General features: G+C 63.2%; 17 protein-coding genes and 1 pseudogene. 6 read left to right on the plus strand and 12 right to left on the minus strand.

Annotated features, from left to right (window positions below; genetic code table 11):
• Positions 1 to 18: 18 nt before the first annotated feature.
• The 7 genes from LU684_RS03575 to LU684_RS03605 all read right to left on the minus strand — a co-directional run bounded on the left by LU684_RS03575 (position 19) and on the right by LU684_RS03605 (position 7,627).
• Positions 19 to 801 (minus strand): sulfoquinovose 1-dehydrogenase, encoded by a 783-nt coding sequence (locus tag LU684_RS03575; protein ID WP_145914303.1) that lies wholly within the window; start codon positions 799 to 801, stop codon positions 19 to 21.
• 31 nt (positions 802 to 832) lie between these two features.
• The gene (locus LU684_RS03580; protein WP_016486304.1) at positions 833 to 1,708 is read right to left on the minus strand and encodes a 6-deoxy-6-sulfogluconolactonase; all 876 of its coding nucleotides are present in this window, start codon (positions 1,706 to 1,708) and stop codon (positions 833 to 835) included.
• Entirely contained in the window at positions 1,705 to 2,619 is a 915-nt protein-coding gene (locus LU684_RS03585; protein ID WP_191087861.1) for an aldose 1-epimerase, read from the minus strand. The genes LU684_RS03580 and LU684_RS03585 overlap by 4 nt, the downstream gene beginning before the upstream one ends.
• A 12-nt stretch (positions 2,620 to 2,631) precedes the next feature.
• On the minus strand, positions 2,632 to 3,732 hold the full coding sequence (locus LU684_RS03590) for a porin (RefSeq protein ID WP_023049493.1): 1,101 nt from the start codon (positions 3,730 to 3,732) through the stop codon (positions 2,632 to 2,634).
• An 88-nt stretch (positions 3,733 to 3,820) separates the two neighbouring features.
• Positions 3,821 to 4,108, minus strand: coding sequence for a TIM-barrel domain-containing protein (locus tag LU684_RS03595; RefSeq protein ID WP_232894148.1), 288 nt, complete (start codon positions 4,106 to 4,108; stop codon positions 3,821 to 3,823).
• The gene (locus LU684_RS03600) at positions 3,996 to 5,876 is read right to left on the minus strand and encodes an alpha-glucosidase (protein ID WP_232894149.1); all 1,881 of its coding nucleotides are present in this window, start codon (positions 5,874 to 5,876) and stop codon (positions 3,996 to 3,998) included. The genes LU684_RS03595 and LU684_RS03600 overlap by 113 nt, the downstream gene beginning before the upstream one ends.
• A complete protein-coding gene (locus LU684_RS03605; RefSeq protein WP_016486300.1) occupies positions 5,873 to 7,627 on the minus strand; it encodes a solute:sodium symporter family transporter in 1,755 nt (584 codons plus the stop codon). The genes LU684_RS03600 and LU684_RS03605 overlap by 4 nt, the downstream gene beginning before the upstream one ends.
• A gap of 228 nt (positions 7,628 to 7,855) precedes the next feature.
• Between LU684_RS03605 and LU684_RS03610 the strand changes: the two genes are divergently transcribed.
• Positions 7,856 to 8,917, plus strand: coding sequence for a LacI family DNA-binding transcriptional regulator (locus LU684_RS03610; protein ID WP_016486299.1), 1,062 nt, complete (start codon positions 7,856 to 7,858; stop codon positions 8,915 to 8,917).
• A gap of 27 nt (positions 8,918 to 8,944) precedes the next feature.
• On the opposite strand, the gene LU684_RS03615 is transcribed toward LU684_RS03610, so the two are convergent.
• The 4 genes from LU684_RS03615 to LU684_RS03630 all read right to left on the minus strand — a co-directional run bounded on the left by LU684_RS03615 (position 8,945) and on the right by LU684_RS03630 (position 12,920).
• On the minus strand, positions 8,945 to 9,697 hold the full coding sequence (locus LU684_RS03615) for a TSUP family transporter (protein ID WP_016486298.1): 753 nt from the start codon (positions 9,695 to 9,697) through the stop codon (positions 8,945 to 8,947).
• A complete protein-coding gene (locus LU684_RS03620; protein WP_016486297.1) occupies positions 9,697 to 10,656 on the minus strand; it encodes a 2-hydroxyacid dehydrogenase in 960 nt (319 codons plus the stop codon). The genes LU684_RS03615 and LU684_RS03620 overlap by 1 nt, the downstream gene beginning before the upstream one ends.
• Entirely contained in the window at positions 10,649 to 12,046 is a 1,398-nt protein-coding gene (locus LU684_RS03625) for an MFS transporter (protein ID WP_095114978.1), read from the minus strand. Before LU684_RS03625 ends, LU684_RS03620 begins: the two co-directional genes overlap by 8 nt.
• Positions 12,047 to 12,152: 106 nt before the next feature.
• Positions 12,153 to 12,920: a 2-dehydro-3,6-dideoxy-6-sulfogluconate aldolase gene (locus LU684_RS03630; protein ID WP_033731983.1), complete on the minus strand. Its 768-nt coding sequence runs from the start codon at positions 12,918 to 12,920 to the stop codon at positions 12,153 to 12,155.
• Between the two features lie 239 nt (positions 12,921 to 13,159).
• Here LU684_RS03630 and LU684_RS03635 point away from each other — a divergent pair, with 239 nt between their 5' ends.
• The 5 genes and pseudogenes from LU684_RS03635 (at position 13,160) to LU684_RS03655 (ending at position 17,976) form a co-directional block, all read left to right on the plus strand.
• Complete coding sequence (locus LU684_RS03635) at positions 13,160 to 14,503, plus strand: MFS transporter (RefSeq protein WP_232894150.1); 1,344 nt, start codon at positions 13,160 to 13,162, stop codon at positions 14,501 to 14,503.
• Between the two features lie 184 nt (positions 14,504 to 14,687).
• A complete protein-coding gene (locus LU684_RS03640) occupies positions 14,688 to 15,005 on the plus strand; it encodes a type II toxin-antitoxin system PrlF family antitoxin (RefSeq protein WP_096425982.1) in 318 nt (105 codons plus the stop codon).
• Positions 15,005 to 15,326: pseudogene (locus LU684_RS03645) on the plus strand (type II toxin-antitoxin system YhaV family toxin); the annotation flags it as partial. The gene LU684_RS03640 and the pseudogene LU684_RS03645, both read left to right, overlap by 1 nt.
• 89 nt (positions 15,327 to 15,415) lie before the next feature.
• Complete coding sequence (locus LU684_RS03650; RefSeq protein WP_016486291.1) at positions 15,416 to 15,907, plus strand: DUF1543 domain-containing protein; 492 nt, start codon at positions 15,416 to 15,418, stop codon at positions 15,905 to 15,907.
• 227 nt (positions 15,908 to 16,134) lie between these two features.
• Positions 16,135 to 17,976: a potassium transporter Kup gene (locus LU684_RS03655; protein ID WP_049870375.1), complete on the plus strand. Its 1,842-nt coding sequence runs from the start codon at positions 16,135 to 16,137 to the stop codon at positions 17,974 to 17,976.
• A 70-nt stretch (positions 17,977 to 18,046) separates the two neighbouring features.
• On the opposite strand, the gene LU684_RS03660 is transcribed toward LU684_RS03655, so the two are convergent.
• Positions 18,047 to 18,934, minus strand: coding sequence for a MerR family transcriptional regulator (locus tag LU684_RS03660; protein ID WP_095114972.1), 888 nt, complete (start codon positions 18,932 to 18,934; stop codon positions 18,047 to 18,049).
• Positions 18,935 to 19,050 lie beyond the last annotated feature (116 nt).

The raw sequence follows: 19,050 nt of genomic DNA on the forward strand, positions 1-19,050 counted from the left end.
GACGCCAATCAGGCTGGATTACTGAATCGACAACCCTGCATCGACAACGAAGTTCTGGCCGGTGCAGCCACGGCTGTCGTCGCTGGCCAGGAACAGCGCCAGGCGCGCGCAGTCGCTGGCATCCAGGCGGAACTTGAGCATCTGCTGGTCGATGAAGGCCTGGCTGGCCGCCTCCAGGCCAGCGGGGTCGGCGGCCCACATGGCATCCTGGCGCTCGGTGCGGATGGCGCCCGGTACCAGGCTGTTGACCCGGATGCCCTGCCCGCCCAGTTCACGTGCCAGGGTACGGGTCATGCCGTTCAGCGCCGCTTTGGCGGTGGTGTAGCAGACCATCCCGGGGCGCCCGCGCATCCAGGAGATCGACCCCATGTTGATGATTGCCCCGCTGCCGCGACGCGCCATGCCGGGCGCAACCGCCTGGGCCGCGAAGAAGGCGTGGCGCAGGTTGGTCTGCATGCGCTCGTCCCAGTACTCGACGCTGATATCGGCCAAGGCATGACGGTCATCGCGGGCGGCGTTGTTGATCAGCACATCGACGGCGCCCCAGGTACGCTCCACTTCTGCCACGCAGGCCTGCAACCGCTCGATGTCGCGTACATCGCAAGGCAGGAACAGCGAGTTGGCTCCCAGCGCCTGTGCCAGCCCTTGCCCCGCTTCGGCATCGAGATCGAGAAAGGCCACGCGGCTGCCCTGAGCAACGAAGGCTTCGACAAAGGCGCGGCCAATGCCTGAAGCACCTCCGCTGATGAGGACCACCTTGTCGGCGAGGCTTGGATATTGCGTATCGGTATGACGGTTCATGATAGGAAGCTCGTGAATGCGTGGGAAAGGTTCAGCCTGCGAACAGCGGTTCCGCGCAGCCGGGCACATTGACCCGGGTGGCGAACACACAGCCGGACAACGGCCAGTCGGCGAGTTCTTCGGCACTGCGGTTTTCGCGGGAACTGGTGATGTACAGCGTGCGCAGGTCCTCACCGCCGAAGGCGACCATCGTCGGCCAACGCGTCGGCAGCTGGATTTCGTCCAGCACCTGCCCGTCAGGGCTCAGGCGCAACACCCGGCCGCCGTCGAACTGCGCGCTCCAGTAACAACCGGCGCTGTCAAAAGCCGCGCCATCAGGACGCCCGCCGCTGCCCCGCGCAAACTCGCGCAGCAGTTGCCGTGGGCCGGGCTGGCCATCCTCATCCAGTGGGTAGCGGTAAAGCACATGGTTCGGCGTGTCGCTGTGGTAGGCCCACGCGCGGTCCGGGCTGAAGGCCAGGCCGTTGGACACCATCACATCGCCCGCCATGACCTGGGCGCGATGCTCGGCATCGACCCGCAGCAGTTGCCCGCCATTACGGTCACGCGGCTGCCACAACGTGCCGGCCCAGAAGCGCCCCCAGGGGTCGACGCGGCCATCGTTGAAACGGCTGTACTCGGCGCCCGTCGGGTTCTCGGCCAGGCGCTCGCCCAGCTGCCCCTGGGCATCGAGCAGGTAGATACCACTGCGCAGCGCGACAATGAAGCCGCCTTGCTCGCGCAGGCCGAAACAGCCGAGTTCCTCGGGCAATTGCAGTGTGCTCACGCTGCCATCGCGAGGGTCAAGGCGATGCAGCCGCCCGGCCAGGATATCGGCCCAGTACAGGACCTGTTCACGGACCGACCAGACCGGGCACTCGCCCAGCTCCGACGGCTGCCGGACCACACAGTTCAACGTTTCATTCATGCAGGGTTCTCCAGGTTGCCGCTGGCAGGCAGCAAGCGCAACTCACGTTCGATCGACGCCCCCGGCGCCAGCCAGACCAGGCCGTGCGCCGTGGGCTCAGGGAAGTTGATGGCATTGTTCAGGTGGCTGACCGGCTCGACCGCGATGAAATCCGCAGGCGCTGGCGGCGTGAACACCACCAGGTGCCCAAGCCCTGGGCCCGCCTGCAGGCGCAGGCCGACCTGAGCGTCGGGCCAATACAGGCTGGCGCGAGCATCCCAGCCCTCGAAGCAGTTATCCAGGCCCACTGCACCTGCCGCGCGGGGCTGGCTGAAGTCCCAGGCCTCGGGCAGCGCCGCACGCTTGAGCGGCAGGCCATCCGGCCCGGCCTGCCAGACCTGCGCGGCGCTAAAGCCCAGCTGCAGCTCACCCTGGCGCTCGAAGTACGGGTGCCAGCCAAGCCCTGCCGGCATCGGCTGCTCACCCAGGTTGGTGAGCCCCAGGTGCAGGTACAGCCCCTCCTCGCTCAGGACGAGGCTCTGCCAGGCAACGAAATCCCACGGCCAATCCTCGGCATCGATGCCGCAGGCGGTGTGACGCAAGCTCAGCCTGCAGCTTTGCGGCGAGTGGCCATCGACCTGCCATGCCCGCTGCCAGCCAAGGCCGTGCAGCGGGTGCGGATGGTCGCCGAAGTTGCCGCGCAGTTGCTGCGCTTGGCCGTTGGCGCTAAAGCGCCCGTGGGCGATCCGGTTGGAGTACGGCACCAGCGGATAGCAGGCGCTGCGCCGCACGCTGTCGCTGCCGTCCCAAGGGCGCAACAGCTCGAAGCGGCCCAGGCGCAGGTAACCCAGCGCGCCGCCAAGGCTTGGCAACACCCCGGCACTCAAGGCACCGCAGGTGAGTTTCAGCAGCGGGTGCACGGTGTGACTCATCGGTATCAAGACTCAGAAGCTCCAGCGAATACCCAAGGTGCCTGCCCAAGGGTCATAGCCGGCCGCCACGCTCGGGTAATCTTCGCTGAGCAGCGAGAAACCCTGGGTGGAGTGGCTGTTGTTGTTGATGTGGGACACATAGGTATACAGCTGGGTATTAGGGTTGAACGAGTAGATGTAGCCGGCATGAGCCGCCCAGGCCCGGGCGCCGGCTGCGCCGATACGCTGAGAAACGCCGAAGGTCAGGTCATTGTGCTCGTCGAGGACGATCCTGGCATTGACCATCTTCGCCGAGGCGAACCAGCGTGCGTCGGTATCACGCTCGGTATACATGTAGTTGGCGCCCCAGATCACACCGCCCCACTGGTAGTTGCCCGACACCACGTGGGTCGTCTGGGTATACAGCTCGCTGCTGGTTTCGGTGGGGGCCGACTCATGGCGGTTGAAGCCATAACCCAGCTTGGTGAAGCCATTGCGATAGCGCACGTTGAAGCCACTGGTGCGATTCTGATTGGGGCCGTTTTCGATGCTGGAATTGCCGTAGGAGTAACCCAGCTCGGTGGAAAACCCGTTCACTTCAGGCGAGCGGTAACGCACCGTGGTGTCGTAGAAACCGCCGGTGCCGCTTTTGCCCAATACCGCGGTGTGCTCCAGGCTCATGATCGCCGCCATGTTCGACAACCCGTACAAGGCCACGTCCGAATCCAGGAACACCCAGTAGATTGGCATGTACAGGCTCCCCATGGCCACCGAGCCGAACGGGCCACTCACGCCCGCGCCATAGCCACGGTTGGTCGAGACCTGCCCGCCCTTCCAGATCCTGCGCAGTACCAGCCCGCGCTCGCCAAACGCCTGCAGGGTGTAACCGCTGTCGCCCAGGGCATAGTCAAGCTTTACCCCGAAGCGCGAGGCCTGCAGGTTGCCGTCCGAGACCATGGTGTGGTCGGGGGCGGTCTTGCTGAACGAGCCCGTCTGCACGTTCAGATCGAGAATACCGTAGGGGTTGATGCTGAGGTTGCCGGCCTTCCACACGATCGGCTCGGCATGACTGGGCAGCGCGCAGACGCTGGCCAGCAGGGTGAAGCCAAGGACACGTTGATTCTTGTTATTCATGTCAGCAGCGCTCTTTCATGGCCGCAGTGGGCCGACGCGCCTGCCAAGGCAGGCGCGCATTGGGACAAATCCAGGTAGCCGTGCCGGATCAGAGCACGGTCAGGCTCTCGAACAAGGCTTGCCAGCGGCTGCCCACCCGGCTGAACACCGGCGGTTGCCCCAGTGGCGCCGCCACCTCGACACGCTGGCCGCCCTCGAAGCGCTCGCTGCTCCACCAGTGCTGCCAGGTCTCGCCAGCCGGCAGGTAGACGCTCCAGTGCGTTTTACCCTCGGCATGCACGGGGGCCACCAACAGATCGCGCCCATACAGGTACTGGTCCTGGACGCCATAGCAGCCGGTGTCCTGTTCGTGATGCAGGAACAGTGGCCGCTGCAATGGCAGGCCGCTGGCCTGCCATTGCAGCGGCCTGGGCTTCATCCATCAGGCTTTCGACATAGGGTTTCATGCCGGCGAACAGCCGAGTCATGCGGGCAAAGTGCGCCAGGGTGGCCGGGTCTTGCCAGAACTGCAGGTTCTGGTCCGGGCGGTTGCCTTCGTGCGTGCGCATCACCGGGGTGAACGCCGCCATTTCCGCCCAGCGCTGGAACAGCTCGGCGGTACGGCAGTTGCCATAAAGGCTGGTGTAGCCACCGATATCACTGTGGTGATAGGCATTGCCCAGCAGGCCTGAAGACAATGCGCCACAGATCACTGTCTGCAGGCCATCGTGGCGGCTGAAATCGACCGACTGGTCACCCGCCCAGAGCAACGGGCAGTGCGCCTGCACGCCGCTGTACCCGGCGCGCATGAAGAACAGCGCATCCCCCGTGCGCCCAGCCGCGGCAATGGCGCGGGCATTGACCTCGGCCCAGCGCACCGGCCAGGCATTATGTTCGAGCATGGGGTCGGCACCGCCGGCCAGCTTGACATCGATCGGCAGGTACTCGCCAAAGTCCGCCATCCAGCCTGACAGCCCCTTGTCGATCATTTCCTGACCGATGATCCGGGTTTCGAACCACTGCGCCGCCGCCGGCAGGGTGAAATCGACCACCCCACAGAGGAACTCGCCGAAGTCGACCAGGTAGGTAGCGCCCTCGGCAGTGGTGGCCAGGTAGCCAGCTGCCTGGGCTTCGGCAAACAGTGGGCCGTCATTGCACAGATAAGGGTTCACGTAGCCGAGGAAACGCAATCCGCGCTCATGCAGGCTGCCGACCCAGGCCTGGTGGTCCGGGTAGCGCTCGGCGTTCCACTGCCAGTCCCAGAACAAGCGCTTGCCGAACGAGGTGATGCGCAACCCTTCCCAGTCTTCGCACCACAGTGCGCTGACTTTCGCACCCTCTTCGAGCGCGGTCTTCAGGTGCTGCTCCGCATGCTCTCGGCCGTTCTTCAGGCCGAGGATCGCCCCGTCGAGCACCCACTCCGGCAGCCGTGGCTGGCGGCCGAAATATCGGCTCAACGCACCGACCAGATCGATGTAGCTGTCGCCGACGAAGAATTCCAGCGCCTCCGGTATCGCCCACACCTGCAGCTCGTGGAAATCGCCCTGGCGGAAGTCGAAATCGGCATAGGCGCAGGTGACCAGGTGCGCGCAATAGCGGCGCGAGGACATGAATGTCGGTTGCGGGTAATTGGTGTGGTAGTAGTCACCACCGGCATTAGCTTCGTTGTCGGCCTGCAAGGTCAGCCAGGTCGATTTGTCCCGGCCTACGCCCGGCTCGGAAGTCCACAGCGGGAAGTTGCGTCCGCGCAGGTTCAGATAGGACATCTGCTCGCCGCAGCCCCAGACCTGCTCATCCGCTTCGGCCGGCAGACGCAGCCACAGGCGGTTGCAACCTGGCTGCGGCGCCTGCATGAGCAGGCGCACGCGCTCGCCCTGGCAGTCCAGGCGCAGGGTCAGCAGCAGCGGCCCCTCGGCCCAGGCGCGCAGCTCGATCAGACCCGCCTGCGCATCGAGCCGGGCGTGGCGCAGGGCAACCCGCTCCTGCACGTAGTCACGGATGCGGAAATTGCCGCGCTGCATTTCAATCTCGGCCTCGCCGTAGCCGGCAAACACCGCCGGCTGCAGCGGGCTGTGGCACCACAGCAGGCGCCCGTCCACTTCCAGGCGGATCTGCTCACCTGCCTGGTGCAGGTTCACGTTCTGGGGGATGGATACGCTATTCATCGTGGGTTGGTCTCATAGTCAGGCAGGGCATGGGTGACAGTCAGGTGTCGAAAACGGCGGCGGCACAGGGCAACGCCGGCAAAGGCCAGCAGCCAGGTCAGCGCCAGCAGCGGCAGGTAGAGGCCGGAAGGTCCGCCGACACGGGCGACCCCCAGCGGTGAGAAGGTCAGGTAGATGGAAACCAGGGCTGCGAACAGCACCACACTGAAACTGCCGGCATGTCGCCATGGGGTAAGGTCCACGGTGCGCGCAGGGGTCGGCGAGACATACGGGGTAGCGCGGTCGAAGTGCTTGCGCAGCAGCACCAGCAAGGCCATCTCGATGGCGAACATGATGCCCATGACATGGATGAAGCTGATGCCCAGGCGTGTGTCGATCTTCAGCCCCAGCACCAGCACCGCGTAGCACACCGCATGCAGGCCAAGCACCAGTTTCGCCGGTGTCGCACCGCCACGGGCGCTGAAGAAACCGAACAGCATGATGGCAATGATCGGCATGTTGAAGAAGCCGGTGAAGCGGCGCAGTACCGCATAGATGCCTTCCGGGGTGTACATCAGCATCGGTGCCACCACCAGCGACACCAGTGCCGCAATCACACTGACGCGTTTGCCGAAGCGCACCAGCGCCTCGTCCGAGGCCATGGGTCGGATCGACTTGTAGAAGTCATAGGTCAGCAGCGTGGCCGTGCCATTGATGATCGCGTTGAAATGGCTCATCACGGTGCCGAAGATCACCGCCACGAAGAACCCTTTCATCCACCAGGGCATCAGCGCCGCGACCAGTGCCGGATAGGCCAGGTCCGAGTTGGCCAGTGGCTGGTCGCGGAACAGGTGCCAGGCGATCACCCCAGGCATCAGCATGGCCAGCGGCACCAGCAGCTTCAGGCAACCCGACAGCAGCACGCCCTTCTGGCCCTCGGCCAGGTTTCGGGCGGCCATGCTCTTCTGCACGATGGCCTGGTTGGTGCACCAGTAGAACAGGTTGGCGAAGATCATCCCGGTGAACACCGCGCCGAACGGCACCTTGTCTTCACTGCCGCCAATGGCGTTGAGCTTCTGTGGGTTGTCATGCAACAGGGTCTGAGCACCGGACAACACGTCACCCTGCCCCAGCGTCCACAGGCCGATGATCGGAATCAGTATCACCACCACCAGCAAGCCGATGCCGTTGATGGTGTCTGACACCGCCACCGCCCGCAGCCCGCCCAGCACCGCATAGGCGGCGCCGATCACCCCGGTTGCGACGATCAGCAGGCTGATGGTGGCCGGGTAGGACCAGCCGAGAATGCCCTGCAGGTCGAAGATCTGGTTGAAAGTGATCGCCCCCAGGTACAGCGAGGCCGGGTTGAGCACCAAGGTGTAGGTGGCAACCATCAGCGCGCTGACCACCCGGCGCGTGGTGCGGTCGTAACGCTTCTCGATGAACTCCGGCAGGGTCGAAAAGCCGCCGCGCAGGTAGCGTGGCAGGAAGAACAGGGCCAGGGCGATCGTCGAAACGGCAGCAGTCGCTTCCCAAGCCATGGAACTTAGGTTGTGGGCGTAAGAGTCACCATTGAGGCCGACCAGTTGGTCGATCGACAGGTTGGTCAGCATCATCGAGCCGGCAATGAACCAGCCATTGAGGCCGCCGCTCGCCATGAAGTAACCATGGGCGCCGACGTCCTTGGCCTGGCGGGTGAACCGATAGGAGATCACTGCAACCAGCACAGTGAAAAACAGCATGCTCAGGAAGGTAAAAAGGGAAGTGCTCATTTTTATATTTGTTCTCCAACGCGGGTTGGGCAGCGTTGCAACGGCAAAATCGCAGCGCTGCAAAATTACCCGATGAGCTTATCGCAGGCAAAATCGTAGCGCTACGATTTTATTCGAAATGACACACTGATTTTCGAAAACGAACACCTGTGGGTCAACGAGGCGCTTTTGCGATTGACTTGGCATCGCCGCGCTCGCATGCTTTTGCCTTCGAAAAATGAGGTGGCGATGAGCGACAGATCAGACAGCGAAATCAGCATCGGCGAAGCACGCCGCCCCCGAGCCAGCCGGGTGACCATGGGTGTGGTTGCTGAACAGGCCAAGGTGTCCCCCAGCACGGTTTCGCTGTTTCTGCGTGATCCCGAAGCGGTCTCCAGCAAACGTGCAGAGCGAATCCGCCAGGCCATCGCCGACACCGGCTACACCATCAACCGTCTGGCCGGCGCACTGGCAGGCAACCACAGCCGGACAGTCGCCGTGATCGTGCCCTCGATGGTCAACGCGTTCTTCTCGGAAACCCTCAGCGCCATGCAGGAAGTGTTCGAGAGCCGTGGCTACCAGCTGCTGATCGGCAACAGCGACTACGACCCGGAACGTGAGCTGGAACTGCTGCGCGCCCACTTGTCCTGGTCGCCGTCGGCCCTTGTCGTCACCGGCAGTGACCACACTGCCGCCCGCCCGCTGCTCGAAGCCACCGGCATTCCGGTGGCACAGATGTGGGAGCTGGGCAACGACCCGTTCCACCTGCAAGTCGGCTTCTACCACGAGGCCGTCGGCGCGGCCCTGGCCGAGCACTTGTATGCCCAGGGGTTGGAGCGTTTCGTCTATGTCGGCACGCGCATGCACCTCGACCACCGCGCCCGTCAGCGTGCCGAAGGGTTCACTGCGTGGCTGGCCGACAAGGGGCAGACCGCGCAAGTGATCGCGCTGGAACAGAACACCTCGCAGGCCGAGCTCAGCGAAGTGTTCGATGAAATCGCCCGCCACGGCGACGGGCCACAAGGGCTGTGCTGCTCGAACGATGTGCTGGCCATCGCGGCACTGTTCGAAGCCCAGCGCCGCGGCATTGCCGTGCCGGAACAACTGGCGATCGCCGGCTTTGGCGACCTGCCACTGAGCAAGCTCAGCGCGCCGCGCCTGACCACCGTACGCCCCTACCCTGCCGAGATCGGGCGGACCGTGGCCAGCCAGCTATTGACCTGGATTGAAGCGGGCACCCTCCCCGATCAACCCCAGGTCGTTGACCTGGGCTTCGAGTTGGTCGTGCGCGAGAGCAGTGTGCGCCAGTAACAGGCGCACGCAGTACCACCAGCCAGGCTAAGCGGCCACCAGCACCTTGCCGATCAGGCTCGCGCCTGCCAGCAGCAACAGGCCGAACACCGCCAGGCGCAGCACCCGCGGTGAAATGGCCAACGGGTGGCGGCGCATCCACCAGGTCAGCAGGAACACGATCGGCAATGCCTCCAGCGCGAGGTAGCCCGCCTGCAGCTCGAACCGGTGTGTCGCCACCACCACGCTCAGGCGCATCAAGGCATTGACCGCGAACACCACGATCAGCGTGTCGCGGATGACCTGCACGGCCAGTGGCTGGCGATAGAGCTGGTAGACCAACGGCGGCCCGGCGCTGGAAAACAGCCCGCCCATCACCCCGGAAACACTGGCATAAAAGGCGAAACCAACCCGCCCCGACATCTGCTGGCGACCTTGGGACTGCAGCACCAGCATGAAGCTGCAGACGATGATGGTGATGCCGAGGATGATCTCCAGCAGGTCTCGCTCATGCGTACCCAGCAATGACAGCAACTGCACGCCTCCCACGACGCCCACCAGGCTGCAGGCCAGCACCAGCAGTACGAGGCGGCGCGGCAGCTCCGGCCACTTGCGCACCATGACCAGCGCGTTGGCCAGTGTCAGAATCGAGCTCACGTTCGCCACGGTTTCCATGGGCGCCAGGCCTAACATGCCCGTCAGCCCCAGCAACAACAGGCCGAAAGCAAAGCCGGTGGCGTTCTGGGCAAAGGTGGCGACGACGACACACAACATGAAACCAAAATGCTGCCACAGCTCCATCACTGCGCGCCCTCACGCACCGGGTGCAGCACCCGGCCGGTGGCAAACAGCGCTGCCAGGTTGGCAAGCACCCTGTCGGCCATGGCCTGACGTGTTTCCTGGGTGCCACTGGCCACATGCGGCGACAGCACAACCGTATCCAGTTCACGCAAGGCGGCAGGCACGTGCGGCTCATCCGCAAACACGTCCAGTGCCGCCCCGGCAATCCGGCCGTTGCTCAGCGCCTCGATCAGGGCAGGCTGATCCACGACCGAGCCCCGCGCCACGTTGACCAGCATCCCATTGGCGCCCAGTGCCTCCAGCACCTGCTGGTTGACCAGCCCGTCGGTGGCAGTGCCACCGGGCACAGCCAGCACCAGGAAATCACTGCGCTCGGCCAGTGCCAGCAACGACTCGTGGTAGGCGTATGCCAGCTGCGGCTTTGGCCTACGGCTCGAATAGCTCACCTGCATGCCAAAGGCGCTGGCACGCCGGGCAATGGCCTGGCCGATCGGCCCCATGCCAAGGATGCCGCACCTTTTGCCGCCCAGCGCGGTGGTCAGACCAAAGCGCTCTGCACCCCAGCGCCCGGCTCTGACGAAGCGGTCAGCCACCACCACTTGCCGGGCGACGGCCAGCAGCAGGGCCATGGCGGCGTCGGCCACGCAATCGTTGAGCACATCCGGTGTGTTACTGACCTGGATACCCCGGGCGCTGGCTGCTTTCAGGTCGACGGCGTCGGTACCCACACCGAAGCAGACGATGGCGCGCAAGGCCGGTAACTGCTCGATCAGGTTCGCGCTGGCACCGTGCACTCCCGTGGTCACCACCGCCTGCACGTGTGCGCCCTGCTCGGCCAGCAGCGCGGCAGGCGAATCGCAGCGCCACAGATCCAGTAGCCGATAGTGCTGCTCAAGCTGTGACTGCAAGGCAGGCAGCAGTGGGCCAACGGTCAGCACCCACGGTCTTGCATCAGACATCACGATTCTCTCTCTTGCCAGGTATAGCTGCGGTCAGTTCAAGGCGACGCAGCGGGCCGACCACCACCAGGTAACTGAACATCGCCAGCAGCGCATTGGCCGCAACGAACACCAGTGCCATGTTGAACGAACCGGTGGCCTGCACGATGAAGCCAATGATGATGGGGGTGGTGATGCCACCGATGTTGCCGAAGGTGTTGAACAGCCCGGCCGTCACCCCTCCGGCCTGCCGTGGCGCGGCGTCGGCCATGACCGCCCAGCCCAGTGAGGCGAAGCCTTTGCCGAAGAAGGCGAACGCCATGATCGCAATGACCATCCAGGGCAAGGACACGTAGTTGCAGATGATCATGCTGGTGGAGGCCAGCAGCCCGACGATGATCGGCACCTTGCGCGCCAGGCTCAATGAGCCGGTCTTGCGCATGATGCCGTCGGAACAGAGGCCGCCAAGCAGGTTGCCGACGAAACCGCAGATCGCCGGGATCGAGGCCAGGAAGCCGGCCTGCAAGATCGACATGCCGCGCTCCTGCACCAGGTAGATCGGGAACCAGGTGGTGAAGAAATAGGTAATGGTGGAGAAGCAGTAGTGGCCGATGTAGATCCCCACCATCATCCGGCTGGTCAGCAACCCCTTGAGGATCGCAGGCAGTTTCAGTGCGCCGTCGGCTTTGCGCTGCTTGCCGAGGTGGGCATCCATGTCGACCACCGCACCGCCTTCACGCAGGTAGTCCAGCTCGGCCTGATTGATACGCGGGTGTTCCAGGGGCGAATGCACCTTGCGTACCCAGACCCAGGCCATGATGAACCCCAGCACGCCCATCATCAGGTACACCGAACGCCAGCCATAGGCGTGGATCAGCCAGCCGCTGATCGGCGCGAACAGCACGATCGCGAAATACTGGCCGGAGTTGAAGATCGACGAAGCCGTGCCCCGCTCACTGGCCGGGAACCATGAGGCGACCATCCGGCTGTTGCCCGGTGCCGCAGGCGCTTCGGCCAGGCCCACCAGAAAGCGCAGGGCAAAGAATGCCGTCACCACCAGGCTGACGTTCGAGCCGCCGTTGAACGCCTGGACCAACGTCAGCAGCGACCAGCAGAAAATGCTGACGGCATAGGTGCGCTTGGAACCGTAGCGGTCCAGCAGCCAGCCACCGGGTAACTGGCCCAGCACATAGGCCCAGGCGAACGCCGAGAATATCCAGCCCATCTGCACCGGGCTGAGCGCGAACTCCCCCTGGATGGCGGAGCCGGTGATCGACAGGATGCCGCGGTCGCCGTAGTTCAGCGTCGACACGAGGAACAGGATGAGAATGATCCAGTAGCGCGTGCGTGAAGGCGTCGCTGTTGCCGCGGTGCTGGCCGCGACGTGGCCGGAAATGGGTGCCTGATTCATCGAGAGTCCTTCCGGCGCGCGATGGCGCCGGTTTGTTGTTCTTGTAGGGATGCTCAATCGGCTACCGCAACACGGAGGTAGCCTGCGCTGGGTGCAACGGTAGCGGTCAGTAGGCTGTCGCTACCGCTTCGGGCGCCTGGCGGCCTTTCAGGGCGACCAGCAGTTCATTGGCCTTGCTCATCATCATCGCCATATCCGAGGCCACGGCGGCGAAGGCGTAGCCCTGCTCCAGGTAGCTGCCGACCAGCTCCGGCGTGCCGCCGACGATGCCGATGGGCATGCCGATGGCTTTGCAGCGCACGATCGCATCGCTGATCATGGCCTGGATATCAGGGTGCGCCGGGTTGCCGATATGGCCACAGACACTGGACAGGTCACCTGGGCCGAGGAACAGCGCATCGACACCCGGCACGGCTGCGATTTCCTCGAGGTTGGCCAACGCGGTGGCGGTCTCGATCTGCAGGATGCAGCACACCGAATCATTGGCCTGCTGGCCATAGCCCTTCCAGGTGCCGTAGCGGCTGGCGCGGTGCACGGCTGCGAAGCCGCGGGTACCCATCGGTGGATACTTGACCGCGCTGACTGCTGCTCTGGCCTGCTCGGCATTCTCCACGAAGGGCACCATCACATTGGTCGACCCCAGGTCCAGTGCGCGCTTGAGCAGCACCGGATCATTGGCGGCCACTCGCACGATCGGCTGCGCACCGGTGTATTGGATGGCCTGCAGAATGTGCCAGAGGTCGCGGAACTCGATCGGTACGTGCTCCATGTCCACGAGCAGCCAGTCGAAGCCTGCGTAACCCAGCGCTTCTGCCGTGCTGGGCGATGCAGACATGAGCCACGTACCGAGCGGTGCAGATTGGCGTTTCAGCAGAGGGGTGAAGGTGGGGGGCGTGACAGCAGTGGACATGGCGACCTCCTGAGGGTTGATCAACCAGCGCTACGAAGCAAAATCGTAGCGCTACGATTTTTCCAGAGAGCCTACTGGATTATTAATCGCAGCGCTACGATTTTATCCGCTTGGCTCCTCTGAACCCGTGTCAGACGCCCGAAATTTGGAGGGCCAGAGGTCAGTACGAGCCAGCCGGAACCTGTCACTCGCCTTCACAGTCAATGTTCACAGATAACGGTGAGCATCGGCTTTGCCTGATAGCGGGGCTTGCCATTGCCAATCACGCATTTGGCTTGTCCGAGGTATCGTGCTTGAACACAAAGCCCCTCCCCTCACAACGGCGCGCTCTGGACTGGCTGAACTTCTTCTTGGCCGACGTGCGCGACGGGCTCGGCCCTTACCTGGCCATCTACCTGCTTGCCGTGCACCATTGGCAACCGGCCGAAATCGGCCTGGTGATGAGCCTGGCGGGCATCACGGCATTGCTGGCGCAAACGCCAGCCGGAGCGCTGATCGACAGCACCAAGGCCAAGCGCGCAGTGGTGGTCGCCGCCGCCCTGCTGGTGACCGGTAGTTGCCTGCTACTGCCGTGGCTATCGTCATTCGCTGCAGTGGCCATTACGCAGGCGGTCGGTGCCCTGGCGGGTTCGGTATTCGCGCCGGCAATCGCCGCCATCTCGCTGGGCATCAGCGGCCCCAGGGCATTCACACGCCGAGTGGGCCGCAACGAAACGTTCAACCACGCCGGCAATGCCTGCTCGGCCTTGCTGGCAGGAGGGTTGGCCTACCTGTTCGGCCCGGTGGTGGTGTTCTACCTGATGGCCTTCATGACCGTGGCCAGCATCGTGGCCGTGGCCCAGTTAGACGCCGCAGCCATCGACCACCAGTTGGCACGTGGCCTCGACCACGGCCCCGGGGGTGATGACCACCCTGCCGGGTTGAAGCTGCTGCTGCACAACCGCACCCTGCTGGTATTCGCCGTGTGTTGCGCGCTGTTCCATCTGGCCAACGCGGCGATGCTACCGCTGGTAAGCCAGAAGCTGTCGCAGATTGATCTGCGCCTCGCCACGCCGCTCACCTCTGCCTGCATCGTCGCGGCGCAGTTGGTGATGGTGCCGATGGCGTTGCTGGTAGGGGCCAAGGCCGAGCATTGGGGACGCAAGCCGTTCCTGCTGGCCGGCTTTCTCATCCTGCCGCTGCGAGGTGTGCTTTACATGGTTTCCGACAACCCGTTCTGGCTGGTGGGTGTGCAACTGCTCGACGGCATCGGCGCGGGCATTTTCGGTGCGTTGTTCCCGATCGTGGTCAAGGACTTGACCGAAGGTACCGGACGATTCAATGTCAGCCTCGGCGCGCTGACGACGGTATTCGGGGTGGGTGCTGCGTTGAGCCCTGGGATTGCCGGGCTGGTAGTCCAGAACGCTGGCTACGATACGGCATTCCTGACCCTGGCGGCCATTGCCGGGGCCGCCTTCATACTGGTGCTGGTAGCGCTTCCGGAAACCCTCCCAGGCGCTTCGCCGTCGCCCTCGTCTACGCCTAAGCCCAAGCCTGCTGGACACTGAACACCCCATGCCTGTCAGCGAAAATGCATCGATCATCTGGGCCGTCGCGGCCCGGGAAGCGGTGAAACTCATTCTGTTAAATTTCTGAGCCTTAACCCTACTTGTGCCTGATCAGCAGAAAACCAAGACTGACCATGTAAGGATTATTCCTTACCGTTCAATCTGTATATCCGGGAGAACGCTCATGCCTGCCATCCACGAAATCGCCACGTTGAGCTCAAAGGGGCAGGTCACACTGCCCAAATCCGCTCGCCAGCTTTTGGGCATTGACGCTGGTGGCAAGATTGCATTCGACGTACGTGGGGGTGAAATCGTGGTCAGCCGCGTAGAAACCACCCACGAAGACCCTGCCATCGGAGCGTTCCTGGGTTTGCTGGAGGCTGATATCCGAGGAGGCCGCAACCTCACCACTTTGCCGAAAGGCTTGGCGCAAACCATGCTCGCCAACGCAAATCACTGCGTAAACCTCGATGAAGATATCGATGGTGAGGTCGCGATCTGATGCTGCGACATGACTGGACACTGTTGTTCCATGAAGGCGTGACTTTACAGCTACGCAAATTGCAAGAAGCCGCCGCCCGGGCCGAGCAGAACGACCTGCAAGGTTTTGAGAGCAACGCCAACGCGGGCATTGAGCCATCTGATCATGGAGGCTGTGCCTGCCGACCCAGGCCGTGATGAGTTCCGCCAAGGCAACACGCTGGGCACCGCCTACAGACATTGGCGCCGCGCAAAAATCGGCAGGCGCTTTCGGCTGTTCTTTCGCTACGACTCAAGGTCCAAGGTCATCGTCTATGCATGGGTCAACGACGAAAATACCTTAGGTACAACCAAGGCCCGGGTGTGGCGCAAATGGGAAACCCTGTACAACCCGCAGAATAACGCGTCTTCTGCCCCCTCAAGGAATTGCTCATGCTGTATGTAGTCATGCTCGGTGGCCGCCACCCACGGGCCAGTATCGAGGTACACGATGTGCTGTTCGCGCAGGCAGATTCCCTGCAGCAAGCGTACCCGCAATTGCGCGAAGGCTGGTTCGGCAGCCGTGCAGGCCTGCACATCGACTCGTGGCTGGAAGTTGACGGTATCGATCACTACCGTGTCACGTTCAGCCAGCTGGCCCCAGGCCCGGATGACCCGCGGCTGTTCTTCATCAACCTGGGCGGCTACGAGCCGCAGGTATTTGGCGAGGCGCACCGCTACCTGCTGATAGTGGCGAGGGACAAGGCCCAGGCCAAGCAACTGGGCAAGCAACGCATGCAGGCAGGCTGGCGCAAGCCGCATACCGATGCAGTACTGGAAGTTGACGATTGCCTGCCAGTCGACCTGGTGGGCGGGCGCTATGTGCACTTGATCGAAGGTGAACATGGCGGGTCGCGTCAATACAGCGACTATATCCTGCTCTGAGGTTCGCACACCGCGCTAACGGCTGCCAGCTCGTGGAGCGGCACTGAACTGAGAGGATCATTTTTTTACGCCTTTTTTACGACCAGACGGTTTACCTGAATGGATACTGATCGCGCGATGCTCAGGGATGGCATGCGCATCTATTCGACCGTGCAGAGAAACAGTTCGTGACCCAGACCGCCATCGCAGCAAACCACCCCCATCCCAGCAAAACTACCGGCATCGGCATGCTCGTCGCCGCCGTCGGTGTGGTCTACGGCGACATCGGCACCAGTCCGCTGTACACCCTCAAAGAAGTATTCGCAGGCCATTACGGCGTACAGGCCAACACCGCCGGGGTGCTTGGCGTGCTGTCGCTGGTGTTCTGGTCGCTGATCTGGGTGGTTTCACTCAAGTACGTGCTGTTCATCCTGCGGGCCGACAACCAGGGTGAGGGGGGCATCATGGCCCTGACCGCGCTGGCGCACCGTGCTGCGGCGCCCTACAAGCGGCTTGGCCAGATACTGGTGCTGCTCGGTCTGTTCGGCGCCGCGCTGTTCTATGGCGACAGCATGATCACGCCGGCAATCTCGGTGTTGTCGGCTGTAGAGGGGTTACAGCTCGCCTTTGACGGCATCGAGCACTGGGTCGTGCCGCTGTCAGTGGTGGTGCTGGTGGCGCTGTTCCTGATCCAGAAGCACGGTACCGCACGGATAGGCATCCTGTTCGGGCCGGTCATGGTGCTTTGGTTTGTGGTTCTCGGTGCGTTGGGCATCTATGGCATCGTGCAGCGGCCCGAGGTGCTGCAAGCGCTGAACCCGATTTGGGCGGTGAAGTTTTTCTTGCTTCATCCAGGTATGGGCGTCGCCATCCTTGGCGCGGTGGTACTGGCGCTCACGGGTGCTGAGGCGTTGTATGCAGACATGGGGCACTTTGGCCGCAAACCCATCGCACGCGCCTGGTTCATGCTGGTACTGCCCGGGCTGGTGCTCAACTACTTCGGCCAAGGCGCGCTTATCCTTGGCAATCCGCAAGCCGTCCGCAACCCGTTCTACCTGCTGGCACCTGAGTGGGCACTGCTGCCCATGGTAGGGCTGGCCACCCTGGCTACCATCATCGCCTCCCAGGCGGTCATTTCCGGCGCGTTCTCCCTGACGCGCCAGGCCATTCAGCTGGGCTATGTGCCGCGTATGTTCATTCAGCACACGTCCAGCGAGGAGCAAGGGCAGATTTACATCGGCATGGTGAACTGGGCGCTGATGGTCGGCGTAGTGCTGCTGGTAATCGGCTTCGAGTCATCCGGCGCGCTGGCGGCGGCCTACGGCGTTGCGGTAACCGGCACCATGCTGATTACCACCTTGCTGGCCTCGGCGGTGGTCCTGCTGCTGTGGAAGACGCCACGCTGGCTGGCGATTCCTGCATTGCTCATGTTCCTGCTGGTGGACAGCCTGTATTTTGCCGCCAACGCCCCGAAGATCCTCCAGGGCGGTGCATTCCCGGTGATCGCGGGCGTGGCACTTTTCATATTGATGACCACCTGGAAGCGGGGGCGCCGGATGATCGTCGAGCGGCTGGACGAGAGTTCACTGCCTCTGGATCTGTTCATCGCCAGCCTGCAGGCTCAGCCGCCGCACCGGGTGAGCGGTACGGCAGTTTTCCTTTCTGCCCGGCCCGAAGCTGTCCCCCACGCGCTGCTGCATAACCTGCTGCACAACCAGGTGCTGCATGAGCAGGTGGTCTTGTTGACCGTGGTCTTTGAGGATGAGCCACGGGTCAGCGCTGGCCAGCGCTGTGAGGTCGAGGCATTTGGTGGGGGATTCTTCCGCATGAACCTGCACTTTGGCTTCATGGAGGAGCCCAACGTGCCGTTGGCGTTGAGCCGATGCCAGCAAGCTGAACTCCAGTTCGGCCCTATGCAAACGACTTATTTCCTGAGCCGTGAGACCGTCATCGCAGGCAAGCAGATGGGCATGGCGCGCTGGCGAGAGCACCTGTTCGCATTCCTGCTCAAGAATGCCAACAGCAATCTCAAGTACTTCCAATTGCCGCTTAACCGAGTGATCGAGCTTGGCACTCAGGTCGAGATGTGAGATGCCTGCCTCAGCCATGACGCCATACGTACCCTACGACAAAGCGAAGGCAACGGGGCAACCCCCCGGGTCAAACGTCAAGGGCACCGCGATGCAAGGCGTTCAGCATGCGCGCGGCGTCAGCGCCTCCCTCGTCCAGCAGGCATAGCGGGATTCCGCCCAGGACGGGTTGCGAATCGGCCAGCCCCTCGCCTATCAAGGCCAGCGGGCATGCGATTTCCATCTGCAAGGAGCGCAAGCGCTTGGCCAAGGCGGGGTTCACCGGCGCCTGGACTTTTATCACCAGTGCCGCAGGCTGCATGGCCGCACACACGATGGGGAGCTCTTCAAGTGGCTGCCCGCAACCGAGCACGTCGATGCGCTGTAGCTCGCTGCTCAACAGGAGCCCGGCGCACAACACACTGAGTTCGGCTTGCCCCTCGCTACCGGCCAGCAAAACCTGCGGCGCGTCGACCTGGTTCATTTGCAGACGCAGCAACAAGCGGGCGCGCAAGAATGTGTCGAGAAACAACCATTGGCTACGCTGGCCTGGCGCTGAGCCTGAAGCCAGGTCATGCCACACTGGCATCAGCACGTCACGCAGCACGGTGGCCTTGGGCAGGAGTGTGAACAACTGACCATGGATCCCCTCCAGTGCCGGCCGATCGAATGCCTTGGTTGCACGCGCAACGGCCGCGCGCCAATCGTCAAAGGCCGAATGCTGCTGCACAGACGCCTCAGGCTGGGCGGCGAGCAGATCACCGACCTTGCTGACGGACAGGCCGTTTGCCGTCCAGCGCAAGATGTCGCGTATGCGCTGAACGTCCCGCGCCGTGTACAGGCGGTGGCCACCCTCGGTACGCTGCGGGCGTATCAACCCGTGGCGCCGCTCCCAGGCACGCAGGGTCACCGGATTGATGCCGGTCAAGCTGACAACATCGCGCATAGGTAGCAAATCGGGTGGGGTAGCGTCTGTCATAACGAGGGGATATCCGAGTGGTAGGCCATTCTAAACCCATATGCACCTTCTGCGGCGAGCCGCCTTGGTTCATCATGCAACAAACAGCGCCGATACCTTCTGCACAGAAGCTACGC

It is taken from the genome of Pseudomonas sp. NMI542_15, from assembly GCF_021283425.1.
Classification (GTDB): Bacteria; Pseudomonadota; Gammaproteobacteria; order Pseudomonadales; family Pseudomonadaceae; genus Aquipseudomonas; species Aquipseudomonas fortuita.

Coding starts and splice junctions, on each gene's coding strand:
- LU684_RS03625 (WP_095114978.1), bottom strand. CDS start 12,046: ATGAATCAGGCACCCATTTCCGGCCACGTCGCGGCCAGCACCGCGGCA.
- LU684_RS03615 (WP_016486298.1), bottom strand. CDS start 9,697: ATGGAGCTGTGGCAGCATTTTGGTTTCATGTTGTGTGTCGTCGTCGCC.
- LU684_RS03600 (WP_232894149.1), bottom strand. CDS start 5,876: ATGAATAGCGTATCCATCCCCCAGAACGTGAACCTGCACCAGGCAGGT.
- LU684_RS03660 (WP_095114972.1), bottom strand. CDS start 18,934: ATGACAGACGCTACCCCACCCGATTTGCTACCTATGCGCGATGTTGTC.
- LU684_RS03650 (WP_016486291.1), top strand. CDS start 15,416: ATGCTGTATGTAGTCATGCTCGGTGGCCGCCACCCACGGGCCAGTATC.
- LU684_RS03655 (WP_049870375.1), top strand. CDS start 16,135: ATGCTCGTCGCCGCCGTCGGTGTGGTCTACGGCGACATCGGCACCAGT.
- LU684_RS03640 (WP_096425982.1), top strand. CDS start 14,688: ATGCCTGCCATCCACGAAATCGCCACGTTGAGCTCAAAGGGGCAGGTC.
- LU684_RS03585 (WP_191087861.1), bottom strand. CDS start 2,619: ATGAGTCACACCGTGCACCCGCTGCTGAAACTCACCTGCGGTGCCTTG.
- LU684_RS03590 (WP_023049493.1), bottom strand. CDS start 3,732: ATGAATAACAAGAATCAACGTGTCCTTGGCTTCACCCTGCTGGCCAGC.
- LU684_RS03580 (WP_016486304.1), bottom strand. CDS start 1,708: ATGAATGAAACGTTGAACTGTGTGGTCCGGCAGCCGTCGGAGCTGGGC.
- LU684_RS03610 (WP_016486299.1), top strand. CDS start 7,856: ATGAGCGACAGATCAGACAGCGAAATCAGCATCGGCGAAGCACGCCGC.
- LU684_RS03635 (WP_232894150.1), top strand. CDS start 13,160: ATGTTCACAGATAACGGTGAGCATCGGCTTTGCCTGATAGCGGGGCTT.
- LU684_RS03620 (WP_016486297.1), bottom strand. CDS start 10,656: ATGTCTGATGCAAGACCGTGGGTGCTGACCGTTGGCCCACTGCTGCCT.
- LU684_RS03605 (WP_016486300.1), bottom strand. CDS start 7,627: ATGAGCACTTCCCTTTTTACCTTCCTGAGCATGCTGTTTTTCACTGTG.
- LU684_RS03575 (WP_145914303.1), bottom strand. CDS start 801: ATGAACCGTCATACCGATACGCAATATCCAAGCCTCGCCGACAAGGTG.